Annotated in this window: 28 protein-coding genes and 1 riboswitch; of the genes, 20 read left to right on the plus strand and 8 right to left on the minus strand. The window is 69.8% G+C overall.

Going from position 1 to position 26,944, the window contains the following annotated elements:
• Positions 1–381, minus strand: a complete 381-nt coding sequence (locus A37U_RS53445) for a hypothetical protein (RefSeq protein WP_240437514.1) — start codon at positions 379–381, stop codon at positions 1–3.
• A gap of 32 nt (positions 382–413) precedes the next feature.
• Positions 414–1,499, minus strand: a complete 1,086-nt coding sequence (locus A37U_RS42755) for an ABC transporter substrate-binding protein (RefSeq protein ID WP_240437515.1) — start codon at positions 1,497–1,499, stop codon at positions 414–416.
• 76 nt (positions 1,500–1,575) lie between these two features.
• A riboswitch (cobalamin riboswitch) is annotated at positions 1,576–1,693 on the minus strand.
• A gap of 131 nt (positions 1,694–1,824) precedes the next feature.
• Here A37U_RS42755 and A37U_RS0107815 point away from each other — a divergent pair.
• From A37U_RS0107815 to A37U_RS0107895, 17 genes are all read left to right on the plus strand, one after another.
• Positions 1,825–2,049, plus strand: coding sequence for a hypothetical protein (locus A37U_RS0107815; RefSeq protein WP_157182681.1), 225 nt, complete (start codon positions 1,825–1,827; stop codon positions 2,047–2,049).
• Positions 2,050–2,175: 126 nt separating this feature from the next.
• Entirely contained in the window at positions 2,176–2,994 is an 819-nt protein-coding gene (locus A37U_RS0107820) for an LLM class flavin-dependent oxidoreductase (protein ID WP_020496069.1), read from the plus strand.
• Positions 2,995–3,061: 67 nt separating this feature from the next.
• Positions 3,062–3,886 carry an alpha/beta fold hydrolase gene (locus A37U_RS0107825; protein ID WP_051111595.1) on the plus strand — a complete coding sequence of 275 codons (825 nt, stop codon included), beginning with the start codon at positions 3,062–3,064 and terminating at the stop codon, positions 3,884–3,886.
• A 36-nt stretch (positions 3,887–3,922) separates the two neighbouring features.
• Positions 3,923–4,498 (plus strand): superoxide dismutase family protein, encoded by a 576-nt coding sequence (locus A37U_RS0107830; RefSeq protein WP_020496072.1) that lies wholly within the window; start codon positions 3,923–3,925, stop codon positions 4,496–4,498.
• Positions 4,499–4,613: 115 nt separating this feature from the next.
• Positions 4,614–5,939 (plus strand): diaminopimelate decarboxylase, encoded by a 1,326-nt coding sequence (gene lysA, locus A37U_RS0107835; protein WP_020496073.1) that lies wholly within the window; start codon positions 4,614–4,616, stop codon positions 5,937–5,939.
• Positions 5,940–5,996: 57 nt separating this feature from the next.
• A complete protein-coding gene (dusB, locus tag A37U_RS0107840; RefSeq protein WP_020496074.1) occupies positions 5,997–7,142 on the plus strand; it encodes a tRNA dihydrouridine synthase DusB in 1,146 nt (381 codons plus the stop codon).
• Positions 7,135–7,572: a hypothetical protein gene (locus A37U_RS48155; protein WP_157182682.1), complete on the plus strand. Its 438-nt coding sequence runs from the start codon at positions 7,135–7,137 to the stop codon at positions 7,570–7,572. Before dusB ends, A37U_RS48155 begins: the two co-directional genes overlap by 8 nt.
• A gap of 174 nt (positions 7,573–7,746) precedes the next feature.
• A complete protein-coding gene (locus A37U_RS42765; protein ID WP_020496076.1) occupies positions 7,747–8,553 on the plus strand; it encodes a GGDEF domain-containing protein in 807 nt (268 codons plus the stop codon).
• A 174-nt stretch (positions 8,554–8,727) separates the two neighbouring features.
• A complete protein-coding gene (locus A37U_RS0107855) occupies positions 8,728–9,699 on the plus strand; it encodes a hypothetical protein (RefSeq protein WP_157182683.1) in 972 nt (323 codons plus the stop codon).
• A gap of 71 nt (positions 9,700–9,770) precedes the next feature.
• Positions 9,771–10,433 (plus strand): phosphate signaling complex protein PhoU, encoded by a 663-nt coding sequence (gene phoU, locus A37U_RS0107860; protein WP_020496078.1) that lies wholly within the window; start codon positions 9,771–9,773, stop codon positions 10,431–10,433.
• Positions 10,434–10,442: 9 nt separating this feature from the next.
• Positions 10,443–11,369 carry a proline dehydrogenase family protein gene (locus A37U_RS0107865; protein WP_020496079.1) on the plus strand — a complete coding sequence of 309 codons (927 nt, stop codon included), beginning with the start codon at positions 10,443–10,445 and terminating at the stop codon, positions 11,367–11,369.
• 4 nt (positions 11,370–11,373) lie between these two features.
• The gene (locus A37U_RS0107870) at positions 11,374–12,165 is read left to right on the plus strand and encodes a thioesterase family protein (protein WP_020496080.1); all 792 of its coding nucleotides are present in this window, start codon (positions 11,374–11,376) and stop codon (positions 12,163–12,165) included.
• Positions 12,166–12,239: 74 nt separating this feature from the next.
• The gene (gene proC / locus A37U_RS0107875; protein ID WP_020496081.1) at positions 12,240–13,046 is read left to right on the plus strand and encodes a pyrroline-5-carboxylate reductase; all 807 of its coding nucleotides are present in this window, start codon (positions 12,240–12,242) and stop codon (positions 13,044–13,046) included.
• 186 nt (positions 13,047–13,232) lie between these two features.
• The gene (locus tag A37U_RS0107880) at positions 13,233–13,463 is read left to right on the plus strand and encodes a helix-turn-helix domain-containing protein (protein ID WP_020496082.1); all 231 of its coding nucleotides are present in this window, start codon (positions 13,233–13,235) and stop codon (positions 13,461–13,463) included.
• 186 nt (positions 13,464–13,649) lie between these two features.
• Positions 13,650–13,751, plus strand: a complete 102-nt coding sequence (locus A37U_RS49410) for a 30S ribosomal protein bS22 (RefSeq protein ID WP_003402602.1) — start codon at positions 13,650–13,652, stop codon at positions 13,749–13,751.
• Positions 13,752–13,990: 239 nt separating this feature from the next.
• The gene (locus tag A37U_RS0107890; RefSeq protein WP_026196973.1) at positions 13,991–15,031 is read left to right on the plus strand and encodes an NAD-dependent epimerase/dehydratase family protein; all 1,041 of its coding nucleotides are present in this window, start codon (positions 13,991–13,993) and stop codon (positions 15,029–15,031) included.
• 15 nt (positions 15,032–15,046) lie between these two features.
• Positions 15,047–15,958, plus strand: coding sequence for a lysophospholipid acyltransferase family protein (locus tag A37U_RS0107895; RefSeq protein WP_020496084.1), 912 nt, complete (start codon positions 15,047–15,049; stop codon positions 15,956–15,958).
• A 4-nt stretch (positions 15,959–15,962) separates the two neighbouring features.
• Here A37U_RS0107895 and A37U_RS0107900 read toward each other — a convergent pair whose 3' ends face one another.
• The 3 genes from A37U_RS0107900 to A37U_RS0107910 form a co-directional block, all read right to left on the minus strand.
• The gene (locus A37U_RS0107900) at positions 15,963–16,892 is read right to left on the minus strand and encodes an HAD family hydrolase (protein WP_020496085.1); all 930 of its coding nucleotides are present in this window, start codon (positions 16,890–16,892) and stop codon (positions 15,963–15,965) included.
• Between the two features lie 113 nt (positions 16,893–17,005).
• Positions 17,006–17,842 carry a DUF5667 domain-containing protein gene (locus A37U_RS48160; RefSeq protein ID WP_020496086.1) on the minus strand — a complete coding sequence of 279 codons (837 nt, stop codon included), beginning with the start codon at positions 17,840–17,842 and terminating at the stop codon, positions 17,006–17,008.
• Between the two features lie 119 nt (positions 17,843–17,961).
• Positions 17,962–18,567, minus strand: a complete 606-nt coding sequence (locus A37U_RS0107910; protein WP_051111596.1) for a sigma-70 family RNA polymerase sigma factor — start codon at positions 18,565–18,567, stop codon at positions 17,962–17,964.
• A gap of 250 nt (positions 18,568–18,817) precedes the next feature.
• Here A37U_RS0107910 and A37U_RS0107915 point away from each other — a divergent pair, with 250 nt between their 5' ends.
• The gene (locus A37U_RS0107915) at positions 18,818–20,254 is read left to right on the plus strand and encodes an AMP-binding protein (protein ID WP_020496088.1); all 1,437 of its coding nucleotides are present in this window, start codon (positions 18,818–18,820) and stop codon (positions 20,252–20,254) included.
• Positions 20,251–20,499 (plus strand): glutaredoxin family protein, encoded by a 249-nt coding sequence (locus A37U_RS0107920; RefSeq protein ID WP_040586840.1) that lies wholly within the window; start codon positions 20,251–20,253, stop codon positions 20,497–20,499. The genes A37U_RS0107915 and A37U_RS0107920 overlap by 4 nt, the downstream gene beginning before the upstream one ends.
• Before the next feature lie 103 nt (positions 20,500–20,602).
• Here the strand turns inward: A37U_RS0107920 and A37U_RS0107925 are convergent, their stop codons facing one another.
• Both A37U_RS0107925 and A37U_RS0107930 read right to left on the minus strand, forming a co-directional pair.
• Entirely contained in the window at positions 20,603–20,956 is a 354-nt protein-coding gene (locus A37U_RS0107925) for a PepSY domain-containing protein (RefSeq protein WP_020496090.1), read from the minus strand.
• Between the two features lie 97 nt (positions 20,957–21,053).
• Entirely contained in the window at positions 21,054–22,652 is a 1,599-nt protein-coding gene (locus tag A37U_RS0107930) for a phospholipid carrier-dependent glycosyltransferase (protein WP_020496091.1), read from the minus strand.
• Between the two features lie 25 nt (positions 22,653–22,677).
• On the opposite strand from A37U_RS0107930, the gene rsmI reads away from it, so the two are divergent.
• Complete coding sequence (rsmI, locus tag A37U_RS0107935) at positions 22,678–23,532, plus strand: 16S rRNA (cytidine(1402)-2'-O)-methyltransferase (protein WP_020496092.1); 855 nt, start codon at positions 22,678–22,680, stop codon at positions 23,530–23,532.
• A gap of 31 nt (positions 23,533–23,563) precedes the next feature.
• Here rsmI and A37U_RS0107940 read toward each other — a convergent pair whose 3' ends face one another.
• A complete protein-coding gene (locus A37U_RS0107940) occupies positions 23,564–26,893 on the minus strand; it encodes a S8 family serine peptidase (protein ID WP_020496093.1) in 3,330 nt (1,109 codons plus the stop codon).
• Positions 26,894–26,944 lie beyond the last annotated feature (51 nt).

A 26,944-nucleotide genomic window follows, 5' to 3' on the forward strand; every position in this document is an offset into this window, starting at 1 on the left:
TCAGGAGATCCGCGCCGATTCGAACCGCGCCCAGGCGTGCGAGTTCGGCGGCGCGGCCCGGACACCGTGCACCCGCCGGGAAACCCCGATGTACCAGTTGCTGAATCCCCAGGCGAGTAGCCCGCCGTGCTCGTGCACGATCTGCTGCGCCTCGGCGAGCAACCCGAGGCGGTCCGGTTCCGGCCGGGTGGCCGCCGCGCGGTCGAGCAGCGCGTCGTAGCGCGGATCGGTGAAGCCGGTGACGTTCATCGAGGCGCCGGTGCGGAACCGCTGGGAGAGGAAGCTCGTGATCGGCAGGGTCGCCGTCCTGGTCTGCGCGGCGACGCCCTCGGTCTTCGTCTGCGCGAAATAGGTGCTCGCCGCGCGGGTGTTGGGCCGCACCCGCAGGCCGATCTCGCCGAGCTGGCGGGCGATCAGGGTGGCCGCCGACTCGAAGACGGGGATCGTGGAACTCGTCTCGATCGGGAAGGAAGCCCCTCCGCGCCCGCCTCCCGGACCAGGGCACGGGCCCGGTCCACATCCCGGTGCCGCTGCGGGATGGCCGCCGCATAGCCGCGCTGGCCCTTGTCGAACAGGTCATTGCCGACCGAACCGTGCCCGGCGAGCGCGATCCGGACCAGATCCTGGCGGTCCACGCCGTAGTACACCGCCTGCACCAGCCGGGGATCGTCGAACGGCGGGCGGCTCACCCGCAGGTTGACCGCCTGCATCGTGGTGCCCCGCGCGGTGAGTACCCGCGTATCCCCGGTCAGCCGCGCGGCCGTGGTCGCGGTGACATCGTGGGCGTAGTCGACCTGGCCGGAAAGCAGCGCGTTCGCCCGCGCCGACTCGTCCTGGACCGGGACGAACTCCAGTTCCTCGATCCCGGACTCGCCCGCCCAGTGCCCGTGCCAACGGCGGAACACCGCCTGTCCGCCGGGAGTGAAGGAGACGAAGCGGAACGGGCCGGAACCGATCGGCGCGGTGAAGTCCTTCGTCCCCTCCGGCAGGATCTCGGTCGAGGGCGCACCCCACGCCGCAGGGAACTCGAAATCCGGGTTGTGCAGCACCAGTTCGAGCTCGGTCGGCGAAATCCGGCGGCAGGACGGGAAATCCACTCCCGCGAAGTACTGCCGGGATGCCGAGGCCAGCTTTGGATCGGCGACCCGGCGCATGCTGTACAGCACGTCCGCGGGGTCGATAGGGCGGTTGTCGTGGAACCGGGCACGGCGCAGCCGGATCCGCCACCGCCTGCCGCTGTCGTCGCTCTCCCAGGACTCGGCCAGCCGCGGGCGCACCGACATGTCGTCGGCGTAGGTGACCAGCGTGTCGAACAGTGCCTTCGCCCGTGCCTGGTCGACGAAGTTGGTGGCGCCGAGCGGGTCCAGGGTCTCGCGCGAACCACCGGACTCGAACGCCACACGCAACCGGTTCGATCCGGCCCCCGTTCCGCATCCGGCCACCGTCAGCCCGGCGGCCATACCCGCGGCCGAGGACAACAAGCGCCGTCGAGTGAGCAACGAGAACCTCCTGGAACATCACGCGACGTCCCAGGGCAGGTATGCCATGAGACCCGCTCTGCAGACCACGACAGTCAGGGGTCGATAACGCGCGGCAGGCATCCCGGCTCACGGCTGTTCTCGATCGCCGTTCACGGTTGCGGGTCAGCGCCGGACTCTCACCGGCTTCCCCCGCCGCGCGCGATATTCGGTTGTGCGACTCCGGGTGAGGGTAGCCGGGGCCGGGTGAGTCGGAAACGTCACGCCCGCCACATCAGGGGTGCCGCGGAATGATTCCTCAGGCCGGTTGGATCAGTTCCACGGTGGTGCCGTCCGGATCCGTGAGGTGGACGAAGCGGGTGTCCGCGCGCCCTCCGGCATGGCCCGTGCTCGTCCAGGGGGCGTGAACCCGTTCCCGGCGACGGCGGCGAGGCTGGCCCCGGTGGACGATGCGGTGCTCGACGCGACCCGGGTGCTCGCCTCCGCGCGGGCGCGGGTGAGCCGGATCCACGTTCCCTGGCACCGATCGCGGTCCCCGCGGGCCTTGTGGGCGGCCTCCCGGCCGGGCTGATGCTGGTGGGCAGGCGGTTCGCGGACGTGGACTGCCTACACGCGGCCGCGGCCTGCGAATCGGCGCTCGGCGGGTCCCCGTCACCAAACATTTGACGACTCATCGTTTGATATCTAATCTTCATTCATGGCTGAGCACACATTCAGGTTCGGGGTCGTCGCCGCTCCGCAGCAGGGCGGGCCGTGGCGGGACCTGGCGCGCAAGGTGGAAGAACTGGGGTACGACACGCTGCTGATGCCGGACGGACTGCAACTGCCCTCGGTCTCGTCCTCGCTGGCGATCGCGGCCGAGGTGACCACGCGGCTGCGGGTGGGCACCTTCGTCATGGCCAGCCCGCTGCGCCACCCGAGGATGATCGCGTACGAGGCGGACAGCCTCAGCATGCTCACCGGGGACCGGTTCGAGCTGGGGATCGGCACCGGGGCGCCGCATGTGCTGCGTCAGGTGACCGAGGAACTCGGCTATCCGGAACCGTCCGGGGCGCGCAGGCTCGCGCTGGTCGGCGAGGCCATCGACACGCTGCGGGCGAGCCAGAGCGAGCGGCGCACCCCGGTGCTCATGGCGGCGAGTGGCCCGAAGGCGCTCGCCGTGGCCGGGGCCAAGGCCGACACGGTCACGCTCGCGGCGCGGCCACTGGCGAGCCGGGAGGACGTCGCCACGATGGCGGACACGGTGCGCGCGGCGGCGGGCGGCCGGGACCTCGAGCTGGCCATGAACATCTTCGTGGTCGGCGAGCAGGTGCCGCCCATGGTCGAGCAGTTCGTCGGGGCCAGCGCGGAGGAGCTGATCGCGCACGATTCGCTGGCAATGCTGCGCGGGAGCACTCCGGAGATCGCCGATGAGCTGCAGCGCCGCCGCGATGCGTTCGGGACCTCCTACATCACCGTCAACGCGGCCGCCCTCGACCACCTGGCGCCGGTGGTGGAACGGCTGCGCGGACGCTGACCCTGGTCACGGCCATCCAGCCGTTGCTACTCTCGCGTAAACTACGGCGGAGAGGTGGTTGGTCACCGTGGACGGATACGGCCTCAACTATGAACGGCGCGGTTCGGGTACGCCGCTGGTGCTGCTGCACGGAATCGGGCACCGCTGGCAGGCATGGCGCCCGGTGCTCGACGAGCTCGCCGCGCACCACGACGTGATCGCGATCGACCTGCCGGGTTTCGGCCGCTCACCGCAGTTCCCCGGGCACGGCGGCTACGACGTCCCCGGTGCGATGCGGCGGCTGCGCACCACCTTCGACCTGCTCGGGGTGCGTGCCCCGCACATCGCGGGGAACTCGCTCGGTGGTCTGCTCGCCGTGGAGGCCGCGGCTCAGGGCATGGTCGCCTCGGCCACCGCGCTCTCCCCGGCCGGGTTCTGGACGAGGCGGGACCGCGCCCGCGCGCTCGCCACCCTGCGAATGATCCGGGCCAGCGCCCGCGCGCCCCGGCCCGCGGTCGGTGCCCTGCTCGCCACCGGGCCGGTGCGGTCCCAGTTGCTGCGGGTGCTGCACAATCACCCGGAACGCATCGACCGGTCCACCGCGCTCGGGGATGTCGCCGCGCTGCGCGATGCCGCCGGGTTCGCACCGACCATCGAAGCGGGCAAACGTTACTCCTGGCAGGGCAAGAGCCCGGACATCCCGGTGACCATCGCCTGGGGCGCCAAGGACCGGGTGCTGCCGCCGAGGCAGGCAGAGCGGGCGGCGCGACGGCTGCCGAACGCGCGCCACGTGCTCCTTCCCGACTGCGGGCACGTCCCGATGCCCGACGATCCGCGACTGGTGGCCAGGACCATCCTGGAGACTTGCGCGCTCGCCGAGGAACGGATCGCCGGGGTCGACGAGACGGTATGACTTGCGCTTCCCGGCCGCGAGCACTACGCATGGTCCATGCGTTCGCGAAATAGGAAGAAGATCCTTTTTGTCGCCGTTCTGATCGCGGCCGGTTTCGGCACGACCGGGCTCGCCTCGGCGCAGCCCGTGCCCGATACCGCGGCCGCCGCCGGGGTCTTCGGGGAGTACGCGCCGGGACGGGCCGCCAGCACCTATGACCCCGAGCTCGTGCCACCCGGCTCGTCCGCCGGGGCCGCCCGGTTCGCTCCGGAAACCGGTGGCACGACGGTCGTGTTCGGGGTGCACGGATTGGTGCCGGATCGTGCCTACGGCGCCCATGTGCACACCGGGGCGTGCGGTGCCACCGGGGAGGCAGCGGGGCCGCACTTCCAGAACATGCCCGATCCCGTGCAGCCCTCGGTCGATCCCGCCTACGCCAATCCACGCAACGAGGTCTGGCTGGACTTCACCACCGACGCCACCGGAACCGGGTTCGCGGCCAGCTCGCTCGACTGGCGCTTCGCGGGCCGCGCGGCGAAGTCCATCGTCATCCACGAAACGCACACGCATACCGGAGCGGGGCACGCCGGAATGGCCGGTGCGCGGCTCGCCTGCCTGAACATCGGGTTGTGACCGCGGGCACCCGCGCGACGGCCGGGGTCAACGCGGCGTCAAAACAACCCGGCCGGGCGTAACGAAACCGTCCGCACGCCGGGTGGACACCGTAGCGCGGGCGTGTACTGGCGCCATGACCATCACGGAGATCCTGCCCTCGCTCGGGCACCTGCTGCACGAACGATTCGACGGCGCCTGCTGGCCCTCGGCCGCGTCCGCCGATGAACATGGCGACCTGATCGTCGGCGGCCTCGGCCTCGCCGGGCTCGCTGCCCGGTACGGCACTCCCTGCCTCGTGCTCGACGAGGCTCAGGTGCGCGCCCGGGTGCGCGAGTTCCGCGCCGCGCTGCCCGGGGCCGAGCTCGCCTACGCCGGGAAAGCCTTGCTGTGCAAGGGACTCGTGCGCTGGCTCGCCGAGGAAGGGGCCTCCTTCGACGTGTGCTCGGCCGGTGAACTGCACCTGGTGCGCGCGGCCGGGGTGGACGGCTCCCGGATCCTGGTGCACGGCAACGGGAAGACCAAGGAGGACCTGAAAGCGGCGGTGCACTGCCCCGGTGCGCGGATCGTGCTCGACTCCTTCGACGAGCTCGACACCCTCGAGGGGATCGCCGCGCCCGGACAGCAGGTGCTGGTCCGGGTGACCCCGGATGTGGACGCGCACACCCATCGCAGCATCGCCACCGGAGTGCGGGGCGCGAAGTTCGGTTTCGACCTGCGCTCCGGGGAGGCCGCCGAGGCCGTGGACCGGGTGCTGCGGTCGGCGAATCTGGAGCTGCTCGGCCTGCACTGTCACATCGGCTCCCAAGTGTGCGGCGTGGACAGTTACGAGGCCGCGGTGCGGTTCATGGCGGGACTGCTCGCCGACATCCGCGAACGGTTCGGCGTGTGCCTCCCGGTGCTCGACATCGGCGGCGGCTTCCGGGTGCCCTACACCGAGGAGGAATCGGAGTTCGACCTCACCGGGTTCGCCGACCGGGTGCGGATCGCACTGCACTACGAATGCGACCGGTTCCAGCTGCCCACCCCGCGGCTGATCCTCGAACCCGGCCGCTCGATCGTCGCCCGCGCCGGAGTGACCGTGTACCGGGTGCTCGCCGTGAAAGGCTCCACCGTGATCGTGGACGGCGGCATGTCGGACAACCCACGCCCCGCCCTGTACGGGGCGCGGTACCGGATGCGGCTGCTCGGCAGGAGGTCCCTGGCGGCCACGGTGCCGCTGACCGTCGCGGGAAGGCACTGCGAATCCGGGGACGTGCTCGGCGAAGCGGTCCCGCTGCCCGCGGACACCCGCGCGGGCGACCTGCTCGCGGTGGCCTGCACCGGCGCCTACCACGTACCGCTGCAGTCGAACTACAACCTCATCGGCCGGCCGCCACTGGTCGCGGTGCGCGACGGAGCTGCCCGCGTGCTCCTTCGCCGGGAGGGCGACCGCGACCTCATGGCCCGCGATCCGGGCTGAAGCGGCTACGCCGCCGAGCGGAAAACTCGAAGCGGTTAGCCTTGAATCGTGTCAGCAGTGAATCCCTCGCTCGAGATCGGCCGCTATCGGGTGGATCCGCCGGTCGTGCTCGCCCCGATGGCGGGCATCACCAACCGCGCGTTCCGTACCCTGTGCCGGGAGTACGGCAGCGACCGCGCGCTGTACGTGTGCGAGATGATCACCACCCGCGCGCTGGTGGAGCGGGACCCGCACACCATGCACATGATCACCTTCGGCCCGGAAGAGACGCCGCGCTCGCTGCAGCTCTACGGGGTGGACCCGGAGACGATGCGCCGCGCCGTCGCGATGATCGTGGACGAGAACCTCGCCGACCACATCGACATGAACTTCGGCTGCCCGGTGCCCAAAGTGACCCGGCGCGGCGGCGGGGCGGCGCTGCCCTACAAACGGAACCTGTTCGCGAGCATCGTGCGCGCCGCGGTCACCGAGGCGGCGCGCGCCGACATCCCGGTCACCGTGAAGTTCCGCATCGGCATCGACGATGAGCACATCACCTACCTGGACGCGGGCCGGATCGCCGAGGCCGAGGGCGCGCGGGCGGTGGCACTGCACGCGCGCACCGCGGCCCAGCGCTACTCCGGGCAGGCGGACTGGTCGGCGATCGCGCGGCTCAAGGAAGCGGTCCAGACCATCCCGGTGCTCGGCAACGGAGACATCTTCGCCGTCGAGGACGCCTGGAAGATGGTCGACCAGACCGGCTGCGACGGGATCGTGGTCGGCCGTGGCTGCCTCGGCCGGCCGTGGCTGTTCGGTGAGCTCGTGGCCACCCTGAGCGGGCAGCCGATCCCGGACCCGCCGGATCTGGGCACCGTCTCCTCGGTGGTGCTGCGGCACGCCGAACTGCTCGTCGAGCACTACCGCACCGCAGGGGACGAGGCGGAGTTCCGCGGGGTGCGGGATCTGCGCAAGCACATGTCCTGGTACCTCAAGGGGTTCCCGGTCGGCTCGGAACTGCGCCAGCGGTTCGGGCTCATCTCCGGGCTCGCCGAGCTCGAGGACCTGCTCGGTGCGCTGGACGGGGACGCGCCCTTCCCGGCAGCGGCCGAGGGACCGCGCGGGCGCCAGGGCTCACCGGCCAAGGTCGCCCTTCCCGAGGGCTGGCTCGACGATCCCTGTGACGCGCAGACCCCGGATGTCGAGGACATGCACTCCGGTGGCTAGGGCACGAGCGGCCAAGGCCCTGGTGCTGGCCGGTGTCCTGTGCGCGGGCACGGCCTGCGGTGGCGCGCCGCAGGAGTCGGTGCCGCGTGACCGGATCGGCGCGTACTTCGCCGGGCTGAACGCGAGCGCGGCACGCGGGCCGCAGGCACAGGACACGTTCTTCCGGCGCACTCAGGTCGCCCAGTTCGCCGACCGGTACTGCGCGAATCCCGGCCTGACGGTCACCGAGGAACCCACGGAGCCCGCCGCCCGGCCCGATCCCGGCTGGTCCCCGGAGCGCGGGAAACCCGTCACCGGAACCGTGTACGCGGTCCCGGTGCTGTTCACCGCGAAGCGCTCGGGCTCGGTTCTCGCCAGCCAGATCTCCTACGCGCGGGTGGTCGACGAGGGTGAGCGGATCTCCGGTTTCGGTCCCTGCAAGACCCTGTGAGCAAATCCCGGAAAACGGCCAGAACCAGGGAATTCGCCAGAACCTCTGATATCAGACTTCAAAGGTGTGATGATCATTGCACCTGTGAGGGGCACCCATTCGGTGTCCCGCGCTCAAGGTCCCTTCGGAAAGGGTCGATGCTCTCCCCGGGCGCGGTAAGGAGGAGGTGAGCCCGTGGGCCTGCTCGAGTCGCGTGCGGCTGCCGATCACGGGCACCCTAGAGCGCGTCGCCGTTCCGGTGCGGCCGAACTGCACGAGTCGCTCGCCGCACTGCTCGCCGAACGGGGCGAATACGAGTCCGCGTACCGGCATATGCGGATGGCCATGAACATTCTGCGCGATGGGACGCGCGAGGCGCCCGAGGTCTCCGAGGAACTGCGCATCGAGGTCGCCCGGCTGCGCCGCGAGCACGCCGAGGCCATGCAGCAGAGCATGCGGGACTCGCTCACCGACACCTACAACCGCCGCTACCTGGACAGCAGGTTGCTCGACCTGGTCGATGAGCAGCGCTCGAGCGAACACGGGGTCGCGGTCGCGCTCGTGGACATCGACTGGTTCAAACGGGTCAACGACACCTACGGCCACCGGATCGGCGACCTCGTGCTCCAGCAGGTGGTCCTGCTGTTGCAGCGCGATCTGCCGGAAGGGGCCTTCTGCGCGCGGTACGGCGGCGAGGAGTTCGTGCTCGTCTACCCGGACACCGATCTGGACAGCGCGATCGCGCACACCGACGCCACGCGGACCCGGGTCGCCAGGCACGACTGGTCGCGGGTCGCGGAGGGGCTGCGGCTCACGGTCAGTATCGGGATCCGGCACCAGGGCCCGCAGGCCGATCTGGACAGCGAGCGCCAGCTGCGCAGCGCTGACCGGCTGCTCTACACCGCGAAACGCGCGGGACGCAATGCCGTCGTCTACTCCGATGGCGGGGTCGCGAAGGTGCTGGGTGGATCACGAGGGCGGTTTGTCACCCGGGCGGAGTAACCGCTGCGATGGTGTGCTACACATTCAGCCTGTCGTGCTGGCGTAGCGCGCGTTTCGTTGTAGGATCGCGACTTCAGCGATGCAAGGCCGTAGTGATCCCTCTCTGGTACGAACGCGTATGTCGGGGCCGCGCGACACCAGGTTCGTGACGTGTGCTGTGTGGAAGGAGTAATGGTGCCTGAGCAGCCGCGCTCCCGCACGGACAAGGCCGCCCCGACCGGTCGCCGACGTCGTTCCCTCGAGGATTCCGGTGGCCTGCACGTATCCGAACTGCTCTCCAGGGACACCGCCGCCCGGCCCCGGCGCCCCATCCCGAGGCAGGACCGGCCCGCCGAACCCACGGTGCGGGCCGAACCGGTACCCGAACCCGCCCGCGCCGAACCGCGGAAGTCGCAGCACCGGGCAGCCCAGTCCCATGCGGCCCAGCCCCGTCCGCCGCAGCCACGTGCGGCCCAGCCGCACGCGGCCGCGGCCCAGGACGCCAAGGCACGGCACGGCGGGAAACCGGATCCCAAATCCCTCCCGCTGCCCAAACCGCGCGCGATCCCCGAGACCGAGCAGAACGTGCTCACCAGCGAACTCGAGCCGATCTGCGATGACGTCAAACGGCTACGCGCCATGGACAACACCCTCGCCCGGTTCTCCGCGGTGCACGACGAACTCGCCGAGGAGGAACGGCGCAAGCGCAGCAAGCGCTCCCGTTTCCTGCCCTGGGTCTCCGAAGCCGACGAGCTCGAGGAAGCCCTCACCTTCACCCCGACCAAGGTCGGGGTGCAGCCGGTCGACCCGGCCGAACTCGAGGACGAGCAGGACCTGGCCGAGGAGGAGCCCGAGGACGCCGGGGAACTCGCCGAGGACGGGCTCGACGAGGCCGGGTACGCGGAAGACCTGGACGAGGCGGAGTACGCGGAAGACCCCGAGGACCGCGAACGGCCCCGGATGACCCGCTTGCGGGAGAAGAAGCAGCGGCGCACTGAGCAGAGCGTGGTCGCGGGCAAGGTCACCGCGGGCGCGGTCTCGGCGCTCGTGTTGCTCGGCTGCGGGATCGGCTGGGGGATCCAGGGCGGACAAGGTGGCGCTGAACAGGGTAAACAGGTCCGGGTAGTCGACCATGTGGAATCCTGTGACCGCCCCGGTTGCCGATGATCATGCCGAGTTCATCCGTGATTCATGTGTGCTTGCGCGTGCGCGCACCTCGCTGGTCGTAGGCTGGGAACATGCGTGAGGCTTATCGGGATCAGTTGGGCGAGCTCGCGGATCTGCTCGCCGGAATGTGCGCGAGTGTCGCCGAAGCGATGGAGAGGGCGACCCAGTCGTTGCTGGATGCCGACCTCGCCCTCGCCGAGCAGGTGATCGGAGCCGACCAGAAGGTCGACGAGGCGCGCACCAACGCCGAGGAACAGGCCTACGCCCTGCTCGCGCTCCAGGCCCCGGTGGCCAGCGAGCTGCGCACCGTGCTCGCCGCCATGTACGCGGCGGAAAGCCTCGAGCGGATGGGCGATCTCGCCAAACACATCGCGGGCGCGGCCCGGCGCAGGCACCCCGACGAGGTCGTGCCCGCGGAGGTCCGGCCCTACTTCGCCAAGATGGGCGAGGTCGGCGCCACCCAGGCGCGGCGGGTCGAACAGGTCATCCGCACCAGCGACGTCGGGCTCGCCAAGGAGGTCGAGGAGGCCGATGACGAGGTGGACGAGCTGCACCGGCACCTGTTCACCAAGATCATGGAACGGGACTGGGCACACGGGGTGGCCACCGCCGTCGACGTGACCCTGCTTTCCCGGTTCTACGAGCGGTTCGCCGACCATGCCGTCTCGGTCGCGCGGCGGACCGTGTTCGTGGTCACCGGGGAGATGCCGACCGGTGCGGATGCCGAGCAGTAAGGTCTGGGTATGAACCCGCTGCGCTCTGTCATCCTGGCCGCCGCGCGGAACGAGACCATCAAACGCACCGTGGCCACGGCACCCGTATCCCGGGATGTCGTCGCCCGGTTCGTCGCCGGGGAGAACACCGCGGGCGCCATCCGCGCCACCACGGAGATCACCGGGGACGGGCGCCTGGTGACCCTCGACTACCTCGGCGAGGACAGCGTCGACACCGAACGCGCGGAGCGGACCGTCACCGCCTACACCACGCTGCTCGAACAGCTCGGCGCCCAGGGACTCGCCGCGAACGCCGAGGTCAGCGTGAAACTGTCCGCGGTCGGTGCGAAGTTCGACCGGCTCTACGCGTACAAGGCCGTCTCCCGGATCTGCAAGGCCGCCGAGGCCGTCGGAACCGCGGTCACCCTCGACATGGAGGACCGCACCACCACCGACGACACGCTGAACATGCTCGTACTGCTCCGCCAGAAATGGCCGTCCACCGGCGTGGTCGTACAGGCCTACCTCAAACGCACCCTCGAGGACTGCGAACAGCTCGCCGAGCAGGGCGCGAGGGTACGGCTGTGCAAAGGGGCCTACGCCGAACCCGCGACCGTGGCCTACACCAGTGCGGAGGAGGTCTCCCGCAACTACATCCGGTGCGCCGACGTGCTGCTCGGCGGCGAGGGCTATCCGATGTTCGCCACCCACGACCCCGCGCTGCTGGCGATCCTCGGTGAGCGGGTGGAGCACCACGGCCGGCCCCCGGACCGGTTCGAATACCAGATGCTCTACGGGGTCCGCCCGGACGAACAGCGCAAACTACGCGCCGGAGGCAACACCGTGCGGGTCTATGTCCCCTACGGCGAGCAGTGGTACGGCTATCTCATGCGCAGACTCGCGGAACGCCCGGCGAACGTCGGCTTCTTCGGCCGCGCCCTGCTCTCGAAGCGGTGACGGTATGGATCTGAACAAGGCGAGCGAGGTGCGCGCCGAGGGCGAGGGCCTGTTCTCCGCCGACCTCTCCGCCGAATGGTCGGTCGGGGACAAGCCACATGGCGGTTACCTCATGGCCGTGCTCACCAGGGCGGCACTCGCCGCGGCCGGTGGGGACCGGGATCCGCTCGCCGTCTCCGGCGAATTCCTCCGCCCGCCCGAGGCCGGTCCCGCCCAGGTGCGCACCGAGGTGCGCAAACAGGGCAGCACCGTCTCCTCGATCGGGGTCGCACTCGAACAGGGCGACGCGGTTCGGGTCACCGGAACGGTCACCGCGGGCCGGTTGCCCGACGAGGAGCCCGCCTGGGCCGAACTGCCGGAGTTCCCCGCCGAGCCAGGGCCGGACGCGCTCGAGTTCAACACCGAGTTCGAGGGGCCGAGCAAGATCGGCTGGTACATGGACACCCGGCTCGCGCGGCACAACGCCTCGGTGTTCACCGACCGCAAACCGGGCGATCCGCTCGAGTACCGCGCCTGGTTCCGCTCCCCGGACGATCACCCGGACGTCTTCTTCGCCCTGGTCGCCGGGGACATGCTGCCTCCGCTGTCGTTCAACCTCGGCCACATCGGCTGGTCGCCGACCGTCCAGCTCACCGCCCTGCTGCGGGCCGAGCCCGCGCCCGGCTGGCTGCGGGTGCAGGGCAACTGCCGTACCGTGGCCGGGAACTGGTTCGACGCGGACGCGACCGTGATCGACTCGCGTGGCCGGCTGGTCTGCCAGGCGCGCCAACTCGCCCTGCTCGCGCGGCGGCGCTGAAACCCCGGTGCCCGAAACCCCGGTGCCGATAACCCTGGCGCCGGGGCCGAATACCGCATGGCACGCTGAAGCGCATGGAGAAGATCGCGGTACTTGGTGCGGGAAAGATCGGCGAGGCGCTGCTCTCCGGGCTGCTCTCGTCCGGTCGGAGCGCGGATGAACTGCTGTTCACCGAGCGCTACCCGAAACGGTGTGACGAGCTGACCGAGCAGTACGGGATCACGGCCACGGATGTGCCCGGTGCGGTGCGCGAGGCCGAGGTCCTCGTGGTCGCGGTGAAGCCCCAGGATGTGGACCCGCTGCTGGACGAGCTGGCCGAGCACCTGCGTGGGGCGGGCGAGCTGCGGCTGGTGGTCTCGCTCTGCGCCGGCCTGCCGACCAGCAAGTTCAGCGAGCGGCTTCCGGAGGGCACTCCGGTGGTCCGGGTCATGCCGAACACACCGATGCTGGTCGGCGCGGGAATGTGCGCGATCTCGGCCGGGCCGAACGCCACCGAGGAACACCTGGGCGGCGTGGAGCAGATGCTGCGCTCGGTCGGCGAGGTGGTGCGGGTCCCCGAGACACAGCAGGACGCGGTGACCGCGCTGTCCGGTTCCGGGCCCGCCTACTTCTTCTACCTGGTCGAGGCGATGATCGACGCGGGGATCCTGCTCGGCATCCCGCGGGCAACGGCGACCCAGCTCATCGTGCAGGCGGCGGTCGGCTCGGCGAAGATGCTCGCGGAAGAGGCGGAGCACCCTGTGCTGATGCGCGAGGCCGTGACCTCACCGGGCGGCACCACGATCATGGCGATCCGTGAACTGGAACGGCACGGGGTGCGGGCGGCGCTGATCGACGCGATCGAGGCCGCCCGGGACCGTTCGCTGGAACTCGGTTCCTGACCAGGCACACCCGAGGAAGGTGTCGATCACTCGGGGAGTGGGTAGGCGGGATCGTTGTATTGAATTTTCGCCCACCTGTCGCATGAGCCCCACAAGTCCCGATAGGCTTGCGGACAGCACGTGCGTGTCGATACCGCCGGTGGGGAAGCCGTGCGGCGCGACGCGTGTCGAAAGGCGCGGTGAGGTATGCCGTCGCAGGAACGGAAGGATGCTGGCGAGACCGGCGGTGTTTCCGCAGGTCAGGTACAGTTTCTTACGGTCGCCGAGGTGGCCGCGATGATGCGCGTCTCCAAGATGACGGTGTATCGCCTCGTGCATTCGGGCGAGTTGCCGGCCGTACGGGTCGGTAAGTCGTTCCGGGTGCCGGAGCAGGAGGTGCACGACTATCTGCGGGGCGCGTACTTCGACGTAGGGTAACCGGCGTCGGCGGGGTACCGGGTGCGCGCATGCTCGCGCCCTCGCTACCCCGCCGGTCGCTGTCCTCGCGGGTCCCACTAGACTGACCATTCGAGTTTTGTGAACTGGCACAGCAACCCTGTGGCGACATCCTGCCCGGGGTCCCCGTCAGTAGTGAAAGGCCGCGAGAGGAAGGCGGGTCCCCCGATGGGCTCTGTGATCAAGAAGCGCCGCAAGCGCATGTCCAAGAAGAAGCACCGCAAGCTCCTGCGGCGCACTCGGGTGCAGCGGCGCAAGCTCGGCAAGTAACCGCCGGGCGCGGCACGTGGCGGGGTTCGCGAGATTTCGCGGCCCCGCTTTTTCGTGTCCTCTTCCCGGCAGCGGATTCCGGTGTCCATTGTGGACGGTTTGTGCCCCAAGTGGGTTACATGTGGCGTAGAAGAAGCTGTGAACTGCGTTAATGCCGGGTTACCAGAGCCCATTCCGGTGTCCGGAATGAGTAGCATCGAGAGCAGTTTCCTCGATCCACGACGCCAAGAGGGGTGCTCATGCCGTCGACCGTGCTCGTCACCGGCGCGAGTGGTTACCTCGGGAGCCACCTCGCGGCGCAGCTGGCTGCCCAGCCGGAGATCGACAGGGTCATCGGCGTGGACACGGCGCTGTCCACCGCGCAGCTGCGCGCCCGGCTCGGCGGCGCGGAATACATCCGCGCGGATGTGCGCACCCCGCTGATCGCGAAGGTGCTGCTGGAGGCGAAGGTGGACACGGTGGTGCACGCCTCGCTGACCGCGCATCCGCCGGGGCCGAGCGGGCGGCCGCTGCACAAGGAAATGAACGTGATCGGCACGATGCAATTGCTCGCGGCGTGCCAGCGCGCCCCGCTCGTACGCAAACTCGTGATCAAGTCCACGGCCGCGGTCTACGGTTCCGGGCCGCGCAATCATGCCGTGTACTCCGAGGGGATGCCCGCGGATGTGACGCTGCCGCGTTCGGGGTACGCCCAGGACAATGCCGAGGTGGAGGCGTACCTGCGCGGGTTCTCCCGGCGGCGCCCCGAGGTGGACGTCACCACGCTGCGATTCGCCAATCTGATGGGGCCCGGGGTGGACACGGTCCTCACCCGGTATTTCGCCCTTCCCGTCGTGCCGACCGTTTTCGGCTACGACGCGCGCCTGCAGCTGCTGCACGCCGAGGACGCGCTCGCGGTGCTGCGGCGCGCGGTGCTCACCGACATCCCGGGCACGTTCAATGTCGCAGGGGACGGGGTGCTCACGCTCGCGCAGGCGATCCAGCGCGCGGGCCGGGTCGCCCTCCCGGTTCCCGAACAGGTGATCGGGCCGGTCTCGAAATTCGTGCGCGGTGCGAAACTGGTCGACTTCGGACCCGAACAATTGCGTTATCTGAATTTCGGCAGGGTCGTGGACACGACGAAACTGCGCACCGAATTCGGTTACCGGCCGAAATTCACCACTCGCGAGGCATTCGACGATTATGTGCGCGGCCGCCGGCTCGGCCGCCTGCTCGATCCGGACAAGCTGGTCTCCGCGCCGCTGCGCGCGATCGGGCTCGCGCTACCGGCACGCACCTGAAGCACGAGGGAGAACATGGGCGAGAAATCCCGCGCCGTCGCGCTGCACGAACGCAGCAGCGCGCCCGCCCCGCACGTGCCCGCGCAACGGGCGAATCCGGATCCGGCACCGGAACCGGGCACCGGCGAACCGCATCCTGTCGCCCGGTTCGCCGAGTTCTGTTATCGCCGCCTCGCCGGTGACTACGAGGTGGACGAGTTCGGTTTCGACCGCGAGTTCACCGATTCCCTGCTGCTGCCCGCCGCCCGTGCGGTGTACGAGCACTGGTTCCGGGTGGAGGTCACCGGCGCGGAACGGATCCCGGCGGATGGTGGCGCGCTGCTGGTCGCGAACCACTCCGGCACGCTGCCCTGGGACATGGCGATGACTCAGGTCGCGGTGTACGAGAACGGGCGCAGGCTGCGCGGGCTCGGTTCCGGGTTGCTGTTCGGCACCCCGGTGCTCGGGGTGCTCGCGCGCAAGGCGGGGCAGACCCTGGCCTGCGGTCCGGACGCGGAACGCTTGCTGCGCGGCGGTGAGCTCGTCGGCACCTGGCCGGAAGGCAGCGCGGGACTCGGGAAACCGTTCGCCGAGCGGTACACCGTGGGCCGCTTCGCGCGGTGCGGATTCGTGGACGTCGCGGCCCGGGTCGGGGTGCCGATCATCCCCGTCTCGATCGCGGGCGCGGAGGAGGCGCACCCGAAACTGGCCGAGGTGTGGCCGCTGGCCAGGCTGTTCGGGCTGCCCTATTTCCCGGTCACCCCGACCTTCCCGATACTCGGCCCGCTCGGCGCGATCCCGCTGCCGACGAAGTGGCGCATCGATTTCGGCGAACCCATCGAGGCGGGTCCCGGCTGCCGGTTCGCCCTCGCCGAGCGGGTGCGCGGCACTATCCAGCGAACCCTGCGCGAGATGCTCGAGGAACGCGCCAACCCGTTCACCGGATGATCGTTCAGGCCGAGCGTTCCCGGCGCCGGTAGGCGATGCCCGCGGCGAGCGCACCGGCGACCGCGCCCGCGCCGAGCACCGAGGGCACCCCGATCTTGGCCGCCTTGCGCCCGGTGCGGAAATCCCGGATCTCCCAGCCGCGCTGCCGGGCGATATCGCGCAGTCCGTTGTCCGGGTTGACCGCGACCGCGGTGCCCACGACGGAGAGCATCGGCACATCGTTGGCCGAGTCGGAGTAGGCGGTGCACCGGCGCAGGTCCAGACCCTCCCGCGCGGCGAGCGCCCGTACCGCGTGCGCCTTGGCCTTGCCGTGCAACAGCTCACCGACGAGCCGTCCGGTGAGCACCCCGCTCTCGTGTTCGGCGACCGTGCCCAGTGCTCCGGTCAGCCCGAGCCTGCGCGCGATGATCTGCGCCAGCTCCTGCGGGGTCGCGGTGACCAGCCACACCCGCTGGCCCGCCTGCAGGTGCATATCGGCGAGCGCGCGGGTGCCCGCCCAGATCTTGTCCGCCATGAGCTCGTCGTAGATCTCCTCACCGAGCTCGACGAGCTTGTCCAGGCTGCGGCCCTGCACGAAGGACAGGGTGTGCTCGCGGGCCGCGGCCATCCCGCCGGTGCTCTCCTTGCCGATGATCCGGTACTTGACCTGTTGCCAGGCGAACTCGGCCAGATCGGAGGAGGTGAAGTACTTGCGCGCGGCCAGCCCGCGGGCGAAGTGGAAGATCGAGGCGCCCATCATCATGGTGTTGTCCACGTCGAAGAACGCGGCCGCAGTGAGATCGGGCGGAACCTCGACGCGCTCGGCCTGATCCTGCTCGGCGGCCGTGGACGCGGCCTGCGCGGACGCCTCGCCCGCGATGGCCGCCCTACGATCGGCTGCGGTCTCCTGAGCAGGGCGCTCGGTCTCCGAGCGGCTGGCATTACGTACTGACACGCGGCGCCTCCCATGTCCTCGGGTCAAGGGTAGCGATGGGTGCCACCGAGTGAGTGGACCGCCGCACTATTGCGAACCCGCACTATTGCGCACCCGCGCTGTCGGAGCCGGTGCTACCGCGAACCGCCCGCCGCGCGCACCGCGGTGTCCGAGCAGCTTCCCGTGGCGGGGAGCATGCCGATCCGGTCCTGGCGGCCGGAGGTGATGCGCTCGCAGCCGAGCCGTTCCCGCAGTGCCGTCGTGCGCTCGGCGATCGCCTGCAACATCGCGGTCGACTCGGCGAACCGGGCGCGAGCCGGGGCCGGAATGCCCGGGCGCAGCCGGTCCAGCTGAAGCTGGCGGGTCCGCGCCCAGTCGCGCAATTGGGTCAGCGCGCTGCCGCCGCTGTTGGTGCCGAGCTGGATGCTCGCCCGCGCGGCCGCGCTCGATTCGCTGTCGAAGTCCTGCAGCGCGTCGAGGTAGTTCGCCGGGCTCGCCGACCGCTCCGTGCGCAGTGCCTCGAGGTCCTGGACGCGTTGGGCCGCCACGTGGAGCCGCTTGCGCGCCTGGGCGTTCGCATCGAGAGTGAGCCCGAGCGAAGCGTTCTCCACCCCGCGTTTGAGTCCGTAGAACGGCTGACCGGGCAGCGCGTCCCGGGAGGCGATGACCCCGAGCGCGCCGAACACCAGCAGCAGGCAGCAGGCGGCGGCCAGGGCGATGCCGAACCGGGAACGCCGGTGCTCGCCTGCGCGCGGTACCGGGGCGGGACGATGGTGCGCCTGCGTGGCGGGGCCGAGTTCGCTGAGCAGGCCGACCGCGATGCGGGCCCGGGTCGCGGTCGGCAGCACGACAGTTTCCGCGCGCTCCCGCAGCCGTGCGACGATCCTGGCGTCCGCGGCGAATTCCGGGTCCGGGGTTCCCTCGACGGCGTGCTCGAAGCGCTCGTGCGCCGCCGCGGGTCCTAGCCGCATCGCCCTGTTCACCCGTCCGCTCTCGCGTACCTTTCCGACAACTGGGCAACGATGGGTAACCGGTCCGGGTTACGGCGTGCGCGCAAGCCAACCCGTTCGGCGGACGACGGAAGACGGGACTAACGCAGTTCCCGCGGCATCAGCGCGGCGAGCCTGCGCACCGCGCGGTGCTGCAGGGCCTTGATCGCGCCCTCCCCGCGCTGCATCACCTCGGCGGTCTCGGCCACCGAGAGCCCTTGGAGGAAGCGCAGGGTGATCACTTCCCGCTGGTCCTCGCCGAGCCGCGCCACGCAGCGCATCAGCTCGTCGTTGGTGGCGTCCGCGATGACCTGGTCGTCCGGGCCGGATCTGGTGATCTCGGCGACCGGTGCGGCATCCGAGGGGTCGGCGGAGGCCAGTTCGAGGCGGTAACGGCTGGACTTGACGTGGTCGAAGATCAGGTTGCGGGCGATGGTGATGAACCAGGCGCCGACATCGCGGCCCTGATAGGAGATGGTTCCGATGCGGCGCAGCGCCCGCAGGAAGGTTTCGCTCGTGACATCCTCGGCGAGGGCGCGGTCCTTGACCCGGAAGAGCACATAGCGGAACACCACGTCGACGTAGTGGTCGTAGAGCAGGCCGAACGCATGTTGATCGCCGTCCTGGGCGCACTCCACGAGCCGCCAGTTGTTCTCCTGCTTGCTCTCCTCGCAGCCCGGCTGGCCGTCGGGTACCGCGTACAGCACCCGTGCGGTGGACTCGGTGCCTTGTGCCACCTGGAAGCACCTCCCTGTGCCCGCTGCGGTTCATGTTGCGAAAGCAGTCCGAATGTTACTGCTGGGTAGCCACCGTGGCCAGATCGGGTCGCCAGTTATTGCCGTTCTGCGTGGATCCACTCACGATGAGGTGCATCACACAATGCCATGCTGTGGGTCCGCCTCCGGTTACGTGGGGGCGGGATGGTGTTTCGGACAGTACTGCATGAGGAGGCAGTGGATGGCGCGCAATGTCGCTGATCTCGTTCGCTCGGCGGCCGCTCGGGTGCCGGATGGGACCGCGCTGCTCGACCAGCGCACGGACCGGATGCTGACCTGGGCAGGCCTGGATGCCGAGGTGGATCGGCTCGCGCGCGGTTATCTCGGTGCGGGACTCGAACCGGGAGACCGGGTGGTGCTCAGCGCGCCCACGAGCGTCGAGACCTGCCTCGCGGTGTTCGGGGTGTTACGTGCCGGTGGAATTGTCGTTCCGATGGCACCAGATTCCCCCGCGCGGGTGATAGAGGCTGTCATCGCGGACGCCGGAGCGCGGTTCGGGATCGGTGTGTCCGGAGTCCCCGAACTGACCCCGGGCGACCCGGCGGACACGCTCCCGGAGACCGGGGACGAGGACATCGCGGTGCTGTGCTTCACCTCGGGCACCGCGGCGGGACCGAACGGGGTGCGGCTGTCCCACCGGGCGCTGCTGGCCAACGTCGAACAGTGCGCGCGGATCGAGCCCGCCCCGGTCACCGCGCAGGACACGCTGCTGCTCTGCCTTCCGCTGCACCACATCTACGGGCTCTCGGCCGCGCTGTTCCAGGTGGCGGCGGCCGGGGCGAGCGCGGTGCTGCTCGACGGGTTCCATCCGGACGAGGTGCTCGACGTGCTCGGCACCCGTCAGGTGACCTCGCTGATCGGGGTGCCGCCGATGTACGCCGCACTGCTGGAACGGGGCTCCGAACGGCTGGCCAAGGCCTGCGCGCAGGTGCGGCTGCTCACCTCCGGGGCCGCACCGTTGCCCGAGGCCGTGCTCACCGGGATCCGGGAGGCGACCGGGCTCGAGGTGCACGAGGGGTACGGGCTCACCGAGGCCGGTCCGGTGGTGACCTGGTCCCTGGTGTCCGGCGCGACCAAACCCGGTTCGGTCGGCAGGCCGATCCCCGGGGTGGAGCTCAGACTCGTGGACAACGATGGAAGCGAACTCCCGGAACCGGACGAGTCCGGCGATGACAACGACGAAGGGCGCATCGCGATACGCGGGGACAATCTGTTCTCCGGGTACTGGCCGGACGGGGAACGCGGCCCGGACGCCGAGGGCTGGTTCGTCACCGGGGACGTCGGCTACCTGGACACCGAGGGAGATCTGCACCTGATCGACCGCGAGGGCGACCTGATCATCGTGAACGGATTCAACGTGTTCCCGCACGAGGTCGAGGAGGTGCTGGACGCGCTGCCCGGGGTGCGCGAGGCCGCCGTCATCGGGGTGCCCGACGAGCGGACCGGCGAGGCGGTCAAGGCGGTGCTCGTCCTGGCGGGGGAGCTGACCGAGGAGGAGATCCGCGCGCACTGCACCGCGCGGCTGGCCCGGTTCAAGGTGCCGAGCGTGATCGAATTCGCCGATACCCTCCCGCACTCGCCGACCGGCAAACTGTTCCGCCGTACGCTTCGGGCATGACGGCTGAGGCTGTGAAAGAAGTGACCCTGTTGGGTCGGGAGAATTGCCCGGCCTGCGTACGGGCCGAGACGGACATCGAGCGGATCTGCGGTGAACTCGGCGTGCCCTATTCGGTCACCGATGTGGACACCGATCCCGAACTGCGCGCCGAGTACGGGGACCGGGTCCCGGTGATCCTCATCGACGGCGCGGAGCACGGGTACTGGGCGGTCGAAGAGGACCGCCTCCGCGCCGCCCTGGCCTAGGAGTTATCTCGAGTCGGCTTGCGTGGCGGAACCTCCGCCGCAGCGCGAGCTGTCAGCCGGGTGACAAGCGGCTTCGCTGCTATGCAAGAGCGGCCGCACTGGCCTAGGAGCTGTCGTTGTCCGACTCCATCTCGAGAATCGCGCCATCCTGCTTGCCGACGTCGACCTCGATGCGGCCCTTGCTGCTGTCGGCGATCTCGACCTCCCAGGTCGGTTTGCCCTTGGCGTGATCGGATTCCACGTTGAGCACGCGGCCGCCGTACTTACCCGTGGCGATCTTGCCCGCCTTGTCCTTGTCCACCGGAGTCTTGTTCACCGGGCCGCTGGATTCGGTGTGCGAGGCCGGTTCCTGCTGGTGCCCGTTGTCCTGGGCGGGTGCCTGGCCGCCACCGGAGCAGGCGGCGAGCACTCCGCTCGTGGCCGCGGCGAGGACGGTGAGCGCGATCTTCGTGCGCATGGGACTCCTTCCACTGTGAACCACTCGCCACCGTGCCACGACGCGCGCGTGCTCGCATCGGGGGAGCGTTCAGGGATCACCCGGAGATGAGAGCGGCTCACCTCCAGGACGGCAGCCACATTTCGGCGTTCCAGTGCTCGACCGAGATCGAGTCGCCGTTGAGAATCGGCCAGAGCCAGACGAAATTCGCCACGACGAGCCCGACATAACAGGCGACGACGAGCAGTCCGGTCCGGCGCCGTTCGTAGCCGGCGGTGGCGCGGCCGAGGATCTCGCCGAGTACGAGGGTGATCCCGAGCACCAGGAACGGCACGACCGGGGTCATGTAGAAGAAGAACATCTGCCGGGATTCGTCGATCATCCACGGCAGTACACCGGCAAGGTAGGTGATCAGCACGGTCGCGTAGCGCCAGTCGAACCGGCCGATGGTGCGCCACACGGCCCAGCCGAGTGTGGGCAGCGAGAGCCACCACATGGCCGGGGTTCCGATGATCATGGTCCCGGCGACGCATTTGGGGGCGCCGCAGCCGGTGGCCGCGGAGTCGTAGGAGTAGAGCATCGGCCGCAGGCTCATCGGCCAGCTCCACGGTTTGGACTCCCAGGGATGCTGGCCCGCCGATTTGGTGGTCAGGTGTACGTGGAAATCGAGCACGTTGCCGCTGTAGTACCACAGGGAGCGCAGGGCGTCCGGGATGAACCACCAGTTCGAATGCGCGCCGATGCCCTCGCCGTTGTAGGAGTAGCCGCCCGCGACATGTCGCTCGATGCCCGTTTCGCTGGCGAACCAGCCCCACCAGGTGGCCAGATAGGCCAGCACCGGGATCACCAGCATCGCCCACAGTGCCGGGGCCAGATCCCGGGCGAGCGCACCCAGCCAGGGGCGCTGCACCCCGGCCGCGCGGCGTGCGGTGGCGCTGTAGAGCATGCACAGGATGCCGAACAGGGCGGCCCAGTAGGCGGCGTCCCACTTCACTCCGGCGGCGAGCCCGATCAGGATCCCGGTCGCGAACCGCCACCAGCGGAACCCCAGCCGCGGGCCGAACCGGGACTCGGTCGCCCAGCCCTGATCGGCCGCGGTGGCCAGCCGGTCGCGCACCTGGTCCCGGTCGGCCATCAGGGTGGCGAACGCGCCGAGCAGCAGCGTCGCCATGAACACGTCCAGCATGCCCATCCGGGACTGCACATGGGACAGTCCGTCGCAGATCAGCAGGACCCCGGCGATCGAGCCCAGCAGAGTGGAGCGGGTCAGCCTGCGCGCGATCCGCACGATCAGCACGACCATCGCCACCCCGGCCACCGCGGAGGCGAACCGCCAGCCGACCCCGTTGTAGCCGAACAGCCATTCGCCGATCGCGATGAACTCTTTGCCCAATGGCGGGTGCACGGTCAGCTCGTAGCCGGGATTGTCCTCGACCCCGCCGTTGCGCAGCATCTGCCAGGCCTGGGGCACGTAGTGCTTCTCGTCGAAGACCGGTGCGCCGCCCTCGGTCGGCGAACCCAGATCCTGCAGCCGCACGATCGCCGCGATCACCGCGAGGGTCAGCGTGGCCAGCCAGCCGCGCAGCCGGTCGGTGGGCATCGGCTGATTCAGCCGGGCGAACGGGTTCGCCACGTACAGCCCCGGCGGCGGGCCGACCGGAGGGACCGCGCCGTCCGCGACGACGCCGAGCCTGGGTTCGCGGACGCGGGTACTCACGGCGCACCATCGTAGAGTGAGCGGCGTGAGTGATGGATCTGGTGGCAGCCTGCTGCTCGCGGCGACTCCACTCGGTGACGCCCGGGACGCGTCGCCGCGGCTGACCGAGGCGATCGAGAACGCCGATGTGGTCGCCGCGGAGGACACCAGGAGGTTGCGTGCGCTGTGCGCGGTGCTCGCGGTGTCCCCGCGCGGGCGGATCGTGTCCTACTACGACGCGGTCGAGGCCGCCCGCACGCCCGGGCTGGTGGAGGCGATCGAGTCCGGCTCGCTCGTCGTCGTGGTCACCGATGCGGGCATGCCCTCGGTCTCCGATCCGGGGTTCCGCCTCGCCGCCGCCTGCGCCGAGCGCGGACTGCGGGTGAGCTGCGTACCGGGGCCATCGGCGGTGACCGTGGCGCTCGCGGTCTCCGGATTGCCCTGCGAACGGTTCTGCTTCGAAGGGTTCGCCCCGCGCAAATCCGGTCAGCGGCGTAGCTGGCTGGACGAACTGCGCACCGAACGGCGCGCCGTGGTGTTCTTCGAGTCCCCGCACCGGCTCGCCGCCACCCTCGCCGATGCGGCCGAGGTGCTCGGCGCGGACCGGCGCGCCGCGGTCTGCCGGGAACTCAGCAAGACCCACGAGCAGGTGCTGCGCGGCGGACTCGCCGAGCTCGCCGGGGCGGTGGCCGAAGGAGTACGCGGGGAGATCACCGTGGTCCTCGAAGGGGCGGCCGCTCCGGAACCGGCCGCCGCGGAGGACCTGGTTCCCGAAGTGCTCGCCCTGATCGCCGAAGGGGAGCGCACCAAGACCGCGGCCGCGGCCGTCGCCGAACGCAACGGGGTCTCCAAGAAGACCCTCTACGACGCGGTGATAGCGAGCAAAAACCCCGGCGACTGACTCAGTCGCCGGGGTTTGCGCTGCGAACGGGTCAGCCTGCCGTGTACGAGTAGGGCAGGGTCGCGATCACCTCACCGGTGCTCTCGCCCGGGATGCCGCCCGTTCCGGCGGGGACCCCGGGTTCGGTCACCAGGTTCAGGTGCCCGGCCACGTGCGAGCCGGCCTTACCCGGGTTGATCGTCACCGCGATGTCCGCGGTCTGCCCCGGCTGGATCACCAGCGGACTGGCCTTCTTGGCCGCGGGATCCACCGAAGGCAGGAACGGGTCACCCGTCGAGGAGGTCACCGTCCGGTCGAAGCTCGCCGTCTCGAGCGAGGCGGTGATGCTCGCGTGCCCCTTGGCCGCCCCGGAGGCACCGAACGGCCCGATCTCCTGCACCGAGACCGGCCAGGTCCCGATGCCGAGCCCGCCGGTCGGTTCCTCGATCCGGGTGGACGAGACCGTGGAACCGGCCTTGCTCTCGTCCAGATCACCGAACTGCTCGATGCCCGCGGTCGGATTCTGCACCTGCAGCTGCGCGGGCACGCTCGCCGAGGAAACGGCCGTGAGCGCGCGGGTGTCCGGCGGCACCAGATAGCCGGGCCCCTGCTCGGGCGGTTGCGGCAGATCGACCTCGCCCTGTCCGGCGACCGGGTTCGCCTGCTGCGTCGCCGTGTCGTTGCCCCGTGCGTCCAGCCCGACCGCGATCGGCGCGACACCCGGGTTGGTGACGTGCACGGTCGCTGTCGCCGCCTTGCCGGCGGGTAGTTTCGTGCTGCCGCCCGGCAGTCCATCGGCCTTCGCGGTCAGTTTGTCGTACCCGATCCTGCCGGTGAACCGCTGGCTGATGTCCTTACCGCTGACCGGGTTCTGCACGACGGCGATCAGCTTCCAACGGCCGGGTATCGGGTTCGCGTGGAACAGCTGCACTCCCTTGCCCTGCTTGTAGTTCCCGTCGCCGGTCGGCACGTTGTTCGAGCTGACGGCCGCGGTCTCGCCGTTCGGGTCCACGAGGATGCCGTCGACCAGGTCACCCGGGTCCTTCGCCAGCTGGAGCGAGACGTCGAGGTCCCGTTTGCCCGCGGGCACGTCGAAGCCGTAGCTGAACGTCTGGCCCGGTGAGGAGGCCCGCGCGTTGCCGCCGGTGATCGTGCCGGAGAACCCGTCGGTCACCAGGCTGCGCAGGACGACCGGGACCGAACTCTGGTGCCCGCCGGCGCTGCCGATGGTCACCGCGGCACTGGTGTCCCCGCTGTCGACCGGGATCGGCATCCGCACATTCACCGGGGCGCTCTGGCCCGGTGCGAGATGCAGCAGCGGAGTGGAGACCTGGCCGTGCGGCACGGCTCGCTGGGTGCTGGTGTGCAGTTTGACCGGGCCGGTGTAGCTGCCCGCCCCGTCCGCGGCGGAGTAGAGCACCGCGGTCCACTTCCCGGCCGCCGGTTTGCGCACGTCCACATTGGCGTAGTCCGCGCTCTGCTCACCGCCCTGCGGGCGGGAGTTCGCCACGAAGGTGCCGTCCGGGCCGAGCAGCGACATCCGGATCACCTTGTGCGCTCCGCCCTGCCAGGTCAGCTGGGTCATCAGCCGGTCGGCGCCCTGGGGTACGTCGAACCGGATCTTTTTCGCCGTCCACGCCGAACCGTCGAAGTTGGCGAATGGTTCGCCGTGCTTGGCGTCGAAGGTGTCCTGGATGGTGTTTCCGGATTGTTCGGCGAAATCCCGGGTGCCGAGCGCGACGGTCTGTGGCTTCGAGCCGTTGTTGGTGACCGTCATCGTGCCCTGCTTGGTACTTCCCGGTTTGCCCTGCAGATCGAGCTGGTCGGTGTTGACCGCCAGGCTCGCCGAGTCACCACGTGCGGCCTGCACCGCGGCCCGCGCGTCCAGTAGTCCGGTGCCCTGCTCGTCCGAAGGCAGCCCGAGATCCTTGGTGCTGGAGGTGATGAACCGCTTCACCTGTGCCGGATTCGGGCTCGCTCCACCGTGTGTGTCCCGATAGGACTGGATGACCAGCGCGGCCACTCCGGCAGTGAGCGGAGCGGATTCGCTTGTCCCGCCGAAGGATTGCAGATCCGCGCCTTTCGGTGGGGACTGGAAGTTCTGGCACTCCGCGTAGGAGGGTTCGCAGTCGGCCCAGTTCCCCTCGCCGGGCGCGACGAGGTCGATGGTGCGCCCGTTCGTGGTGAATCCGGAGGAGGACAGCGCGGAAATGTTGTCGTTGACCCATTTCCCGTTGGAGAACCCGAAAGCCGCGTAGCCGGTCTGCGCGTAGAGCCGGTTGTCGGTCGTGGCGCCGACCGCGATGACACCGGGATCGTCCGCGGCGGGGGAGCCGATCGTCCCGGTGATCCCCGCGTCCCCGCTCGATGCGGTCACGGTCACGCCCGCGCGCACCGCGTTGTCGTTGAACACCTTGACCATGTTGCGGGTGCCCGCGTCCGGATACGGGTTCGAACCGAGCGATTCGTTGAGCACGTCGACGTGATCGACGGTCACCGCGTAGTCGATCGCCTGCAGGATCGCCGAATCCGTCGATCCGTTGCCGAACACGTTCAGCCCGACGAGGCTCGCCCCCGGGGACACTCCGCGCACCACCACGTTGCATCCCTTGGGCAGCGGGTGTTTCTGGTTCACCACGGTGGAGAGGTCGTGCACCACCCGGCCCTGCGCGGCGATCGAGGAAGCGTCCCCGTACGCCTCGGCGCCCGCTTCCTTGGTGTTCGGTCCGCTGCCGGAGAAATCCTTGTAGTCGGCGAATACCTTGCTGCCGTCCGCGCGGACGAAATCCGCGTAGTCCGGGTTCATATTGTCGGCGAGGAATCCGACCTTGACGCCTTTGCCCGAGGCGAGCTGATCGGCGCTGTCCGGTTTCGTCGCCGCGTTGATGGAACCGAGTGCCTCCGGTTCGACGAGCGGTTTACCCGGATCCTCTGGGCAGGCCTGATTCCCCGGCTGGGTGCGGGCCGGGGGCGTCTTCGCCGTGTTCCCGGATTGCCGCGCGGCGGAATCGGGCCCGGATTCCGGTGCGGCGATCTTCGCGTCCTTGGTGACGCTCGCGACCGCCGGATTCGCGGCGAGCGCGGCGGCCTGTTGTTTGGTCACCGTGGCGGCGAATGCGTTGCCGAGCGTGAAATGCTTGATATCGCGCGGCTTCGGCCCGAGCAGTTTGCCGAGGATCGTGTTCTGCGACTGGGCCGCCGCGCCACGGCGTTCGGCCGAACGCGTAGCCGGCTGCTGCGCCAGCTGATCGCGTAACATCACGATAACGGATTCGGTGCCGTCACCGGCATTCCCCGATTGCGGTGCGGCCGCGGCCTGGCCCGCGACGGCCATGCTCGCGAACATGGCCGTCGCGGTCACCGCGGCGATCGAGTTGCGCACGGAGCGCGAAACTCTGCATCGCGAATTTTTTCCCTGCATGTGCCTGCGTCC

The organism is Sciscionella marina DSM 45152 (genome assembly GCF_000379465.1).
GTDB classification, from domain to species: Bacteria; Actinomycetota; Actinomycetes; order Mycobacteriales; family Pseudonocardiaceae; genus Sciscionella; species Sciscionella marina.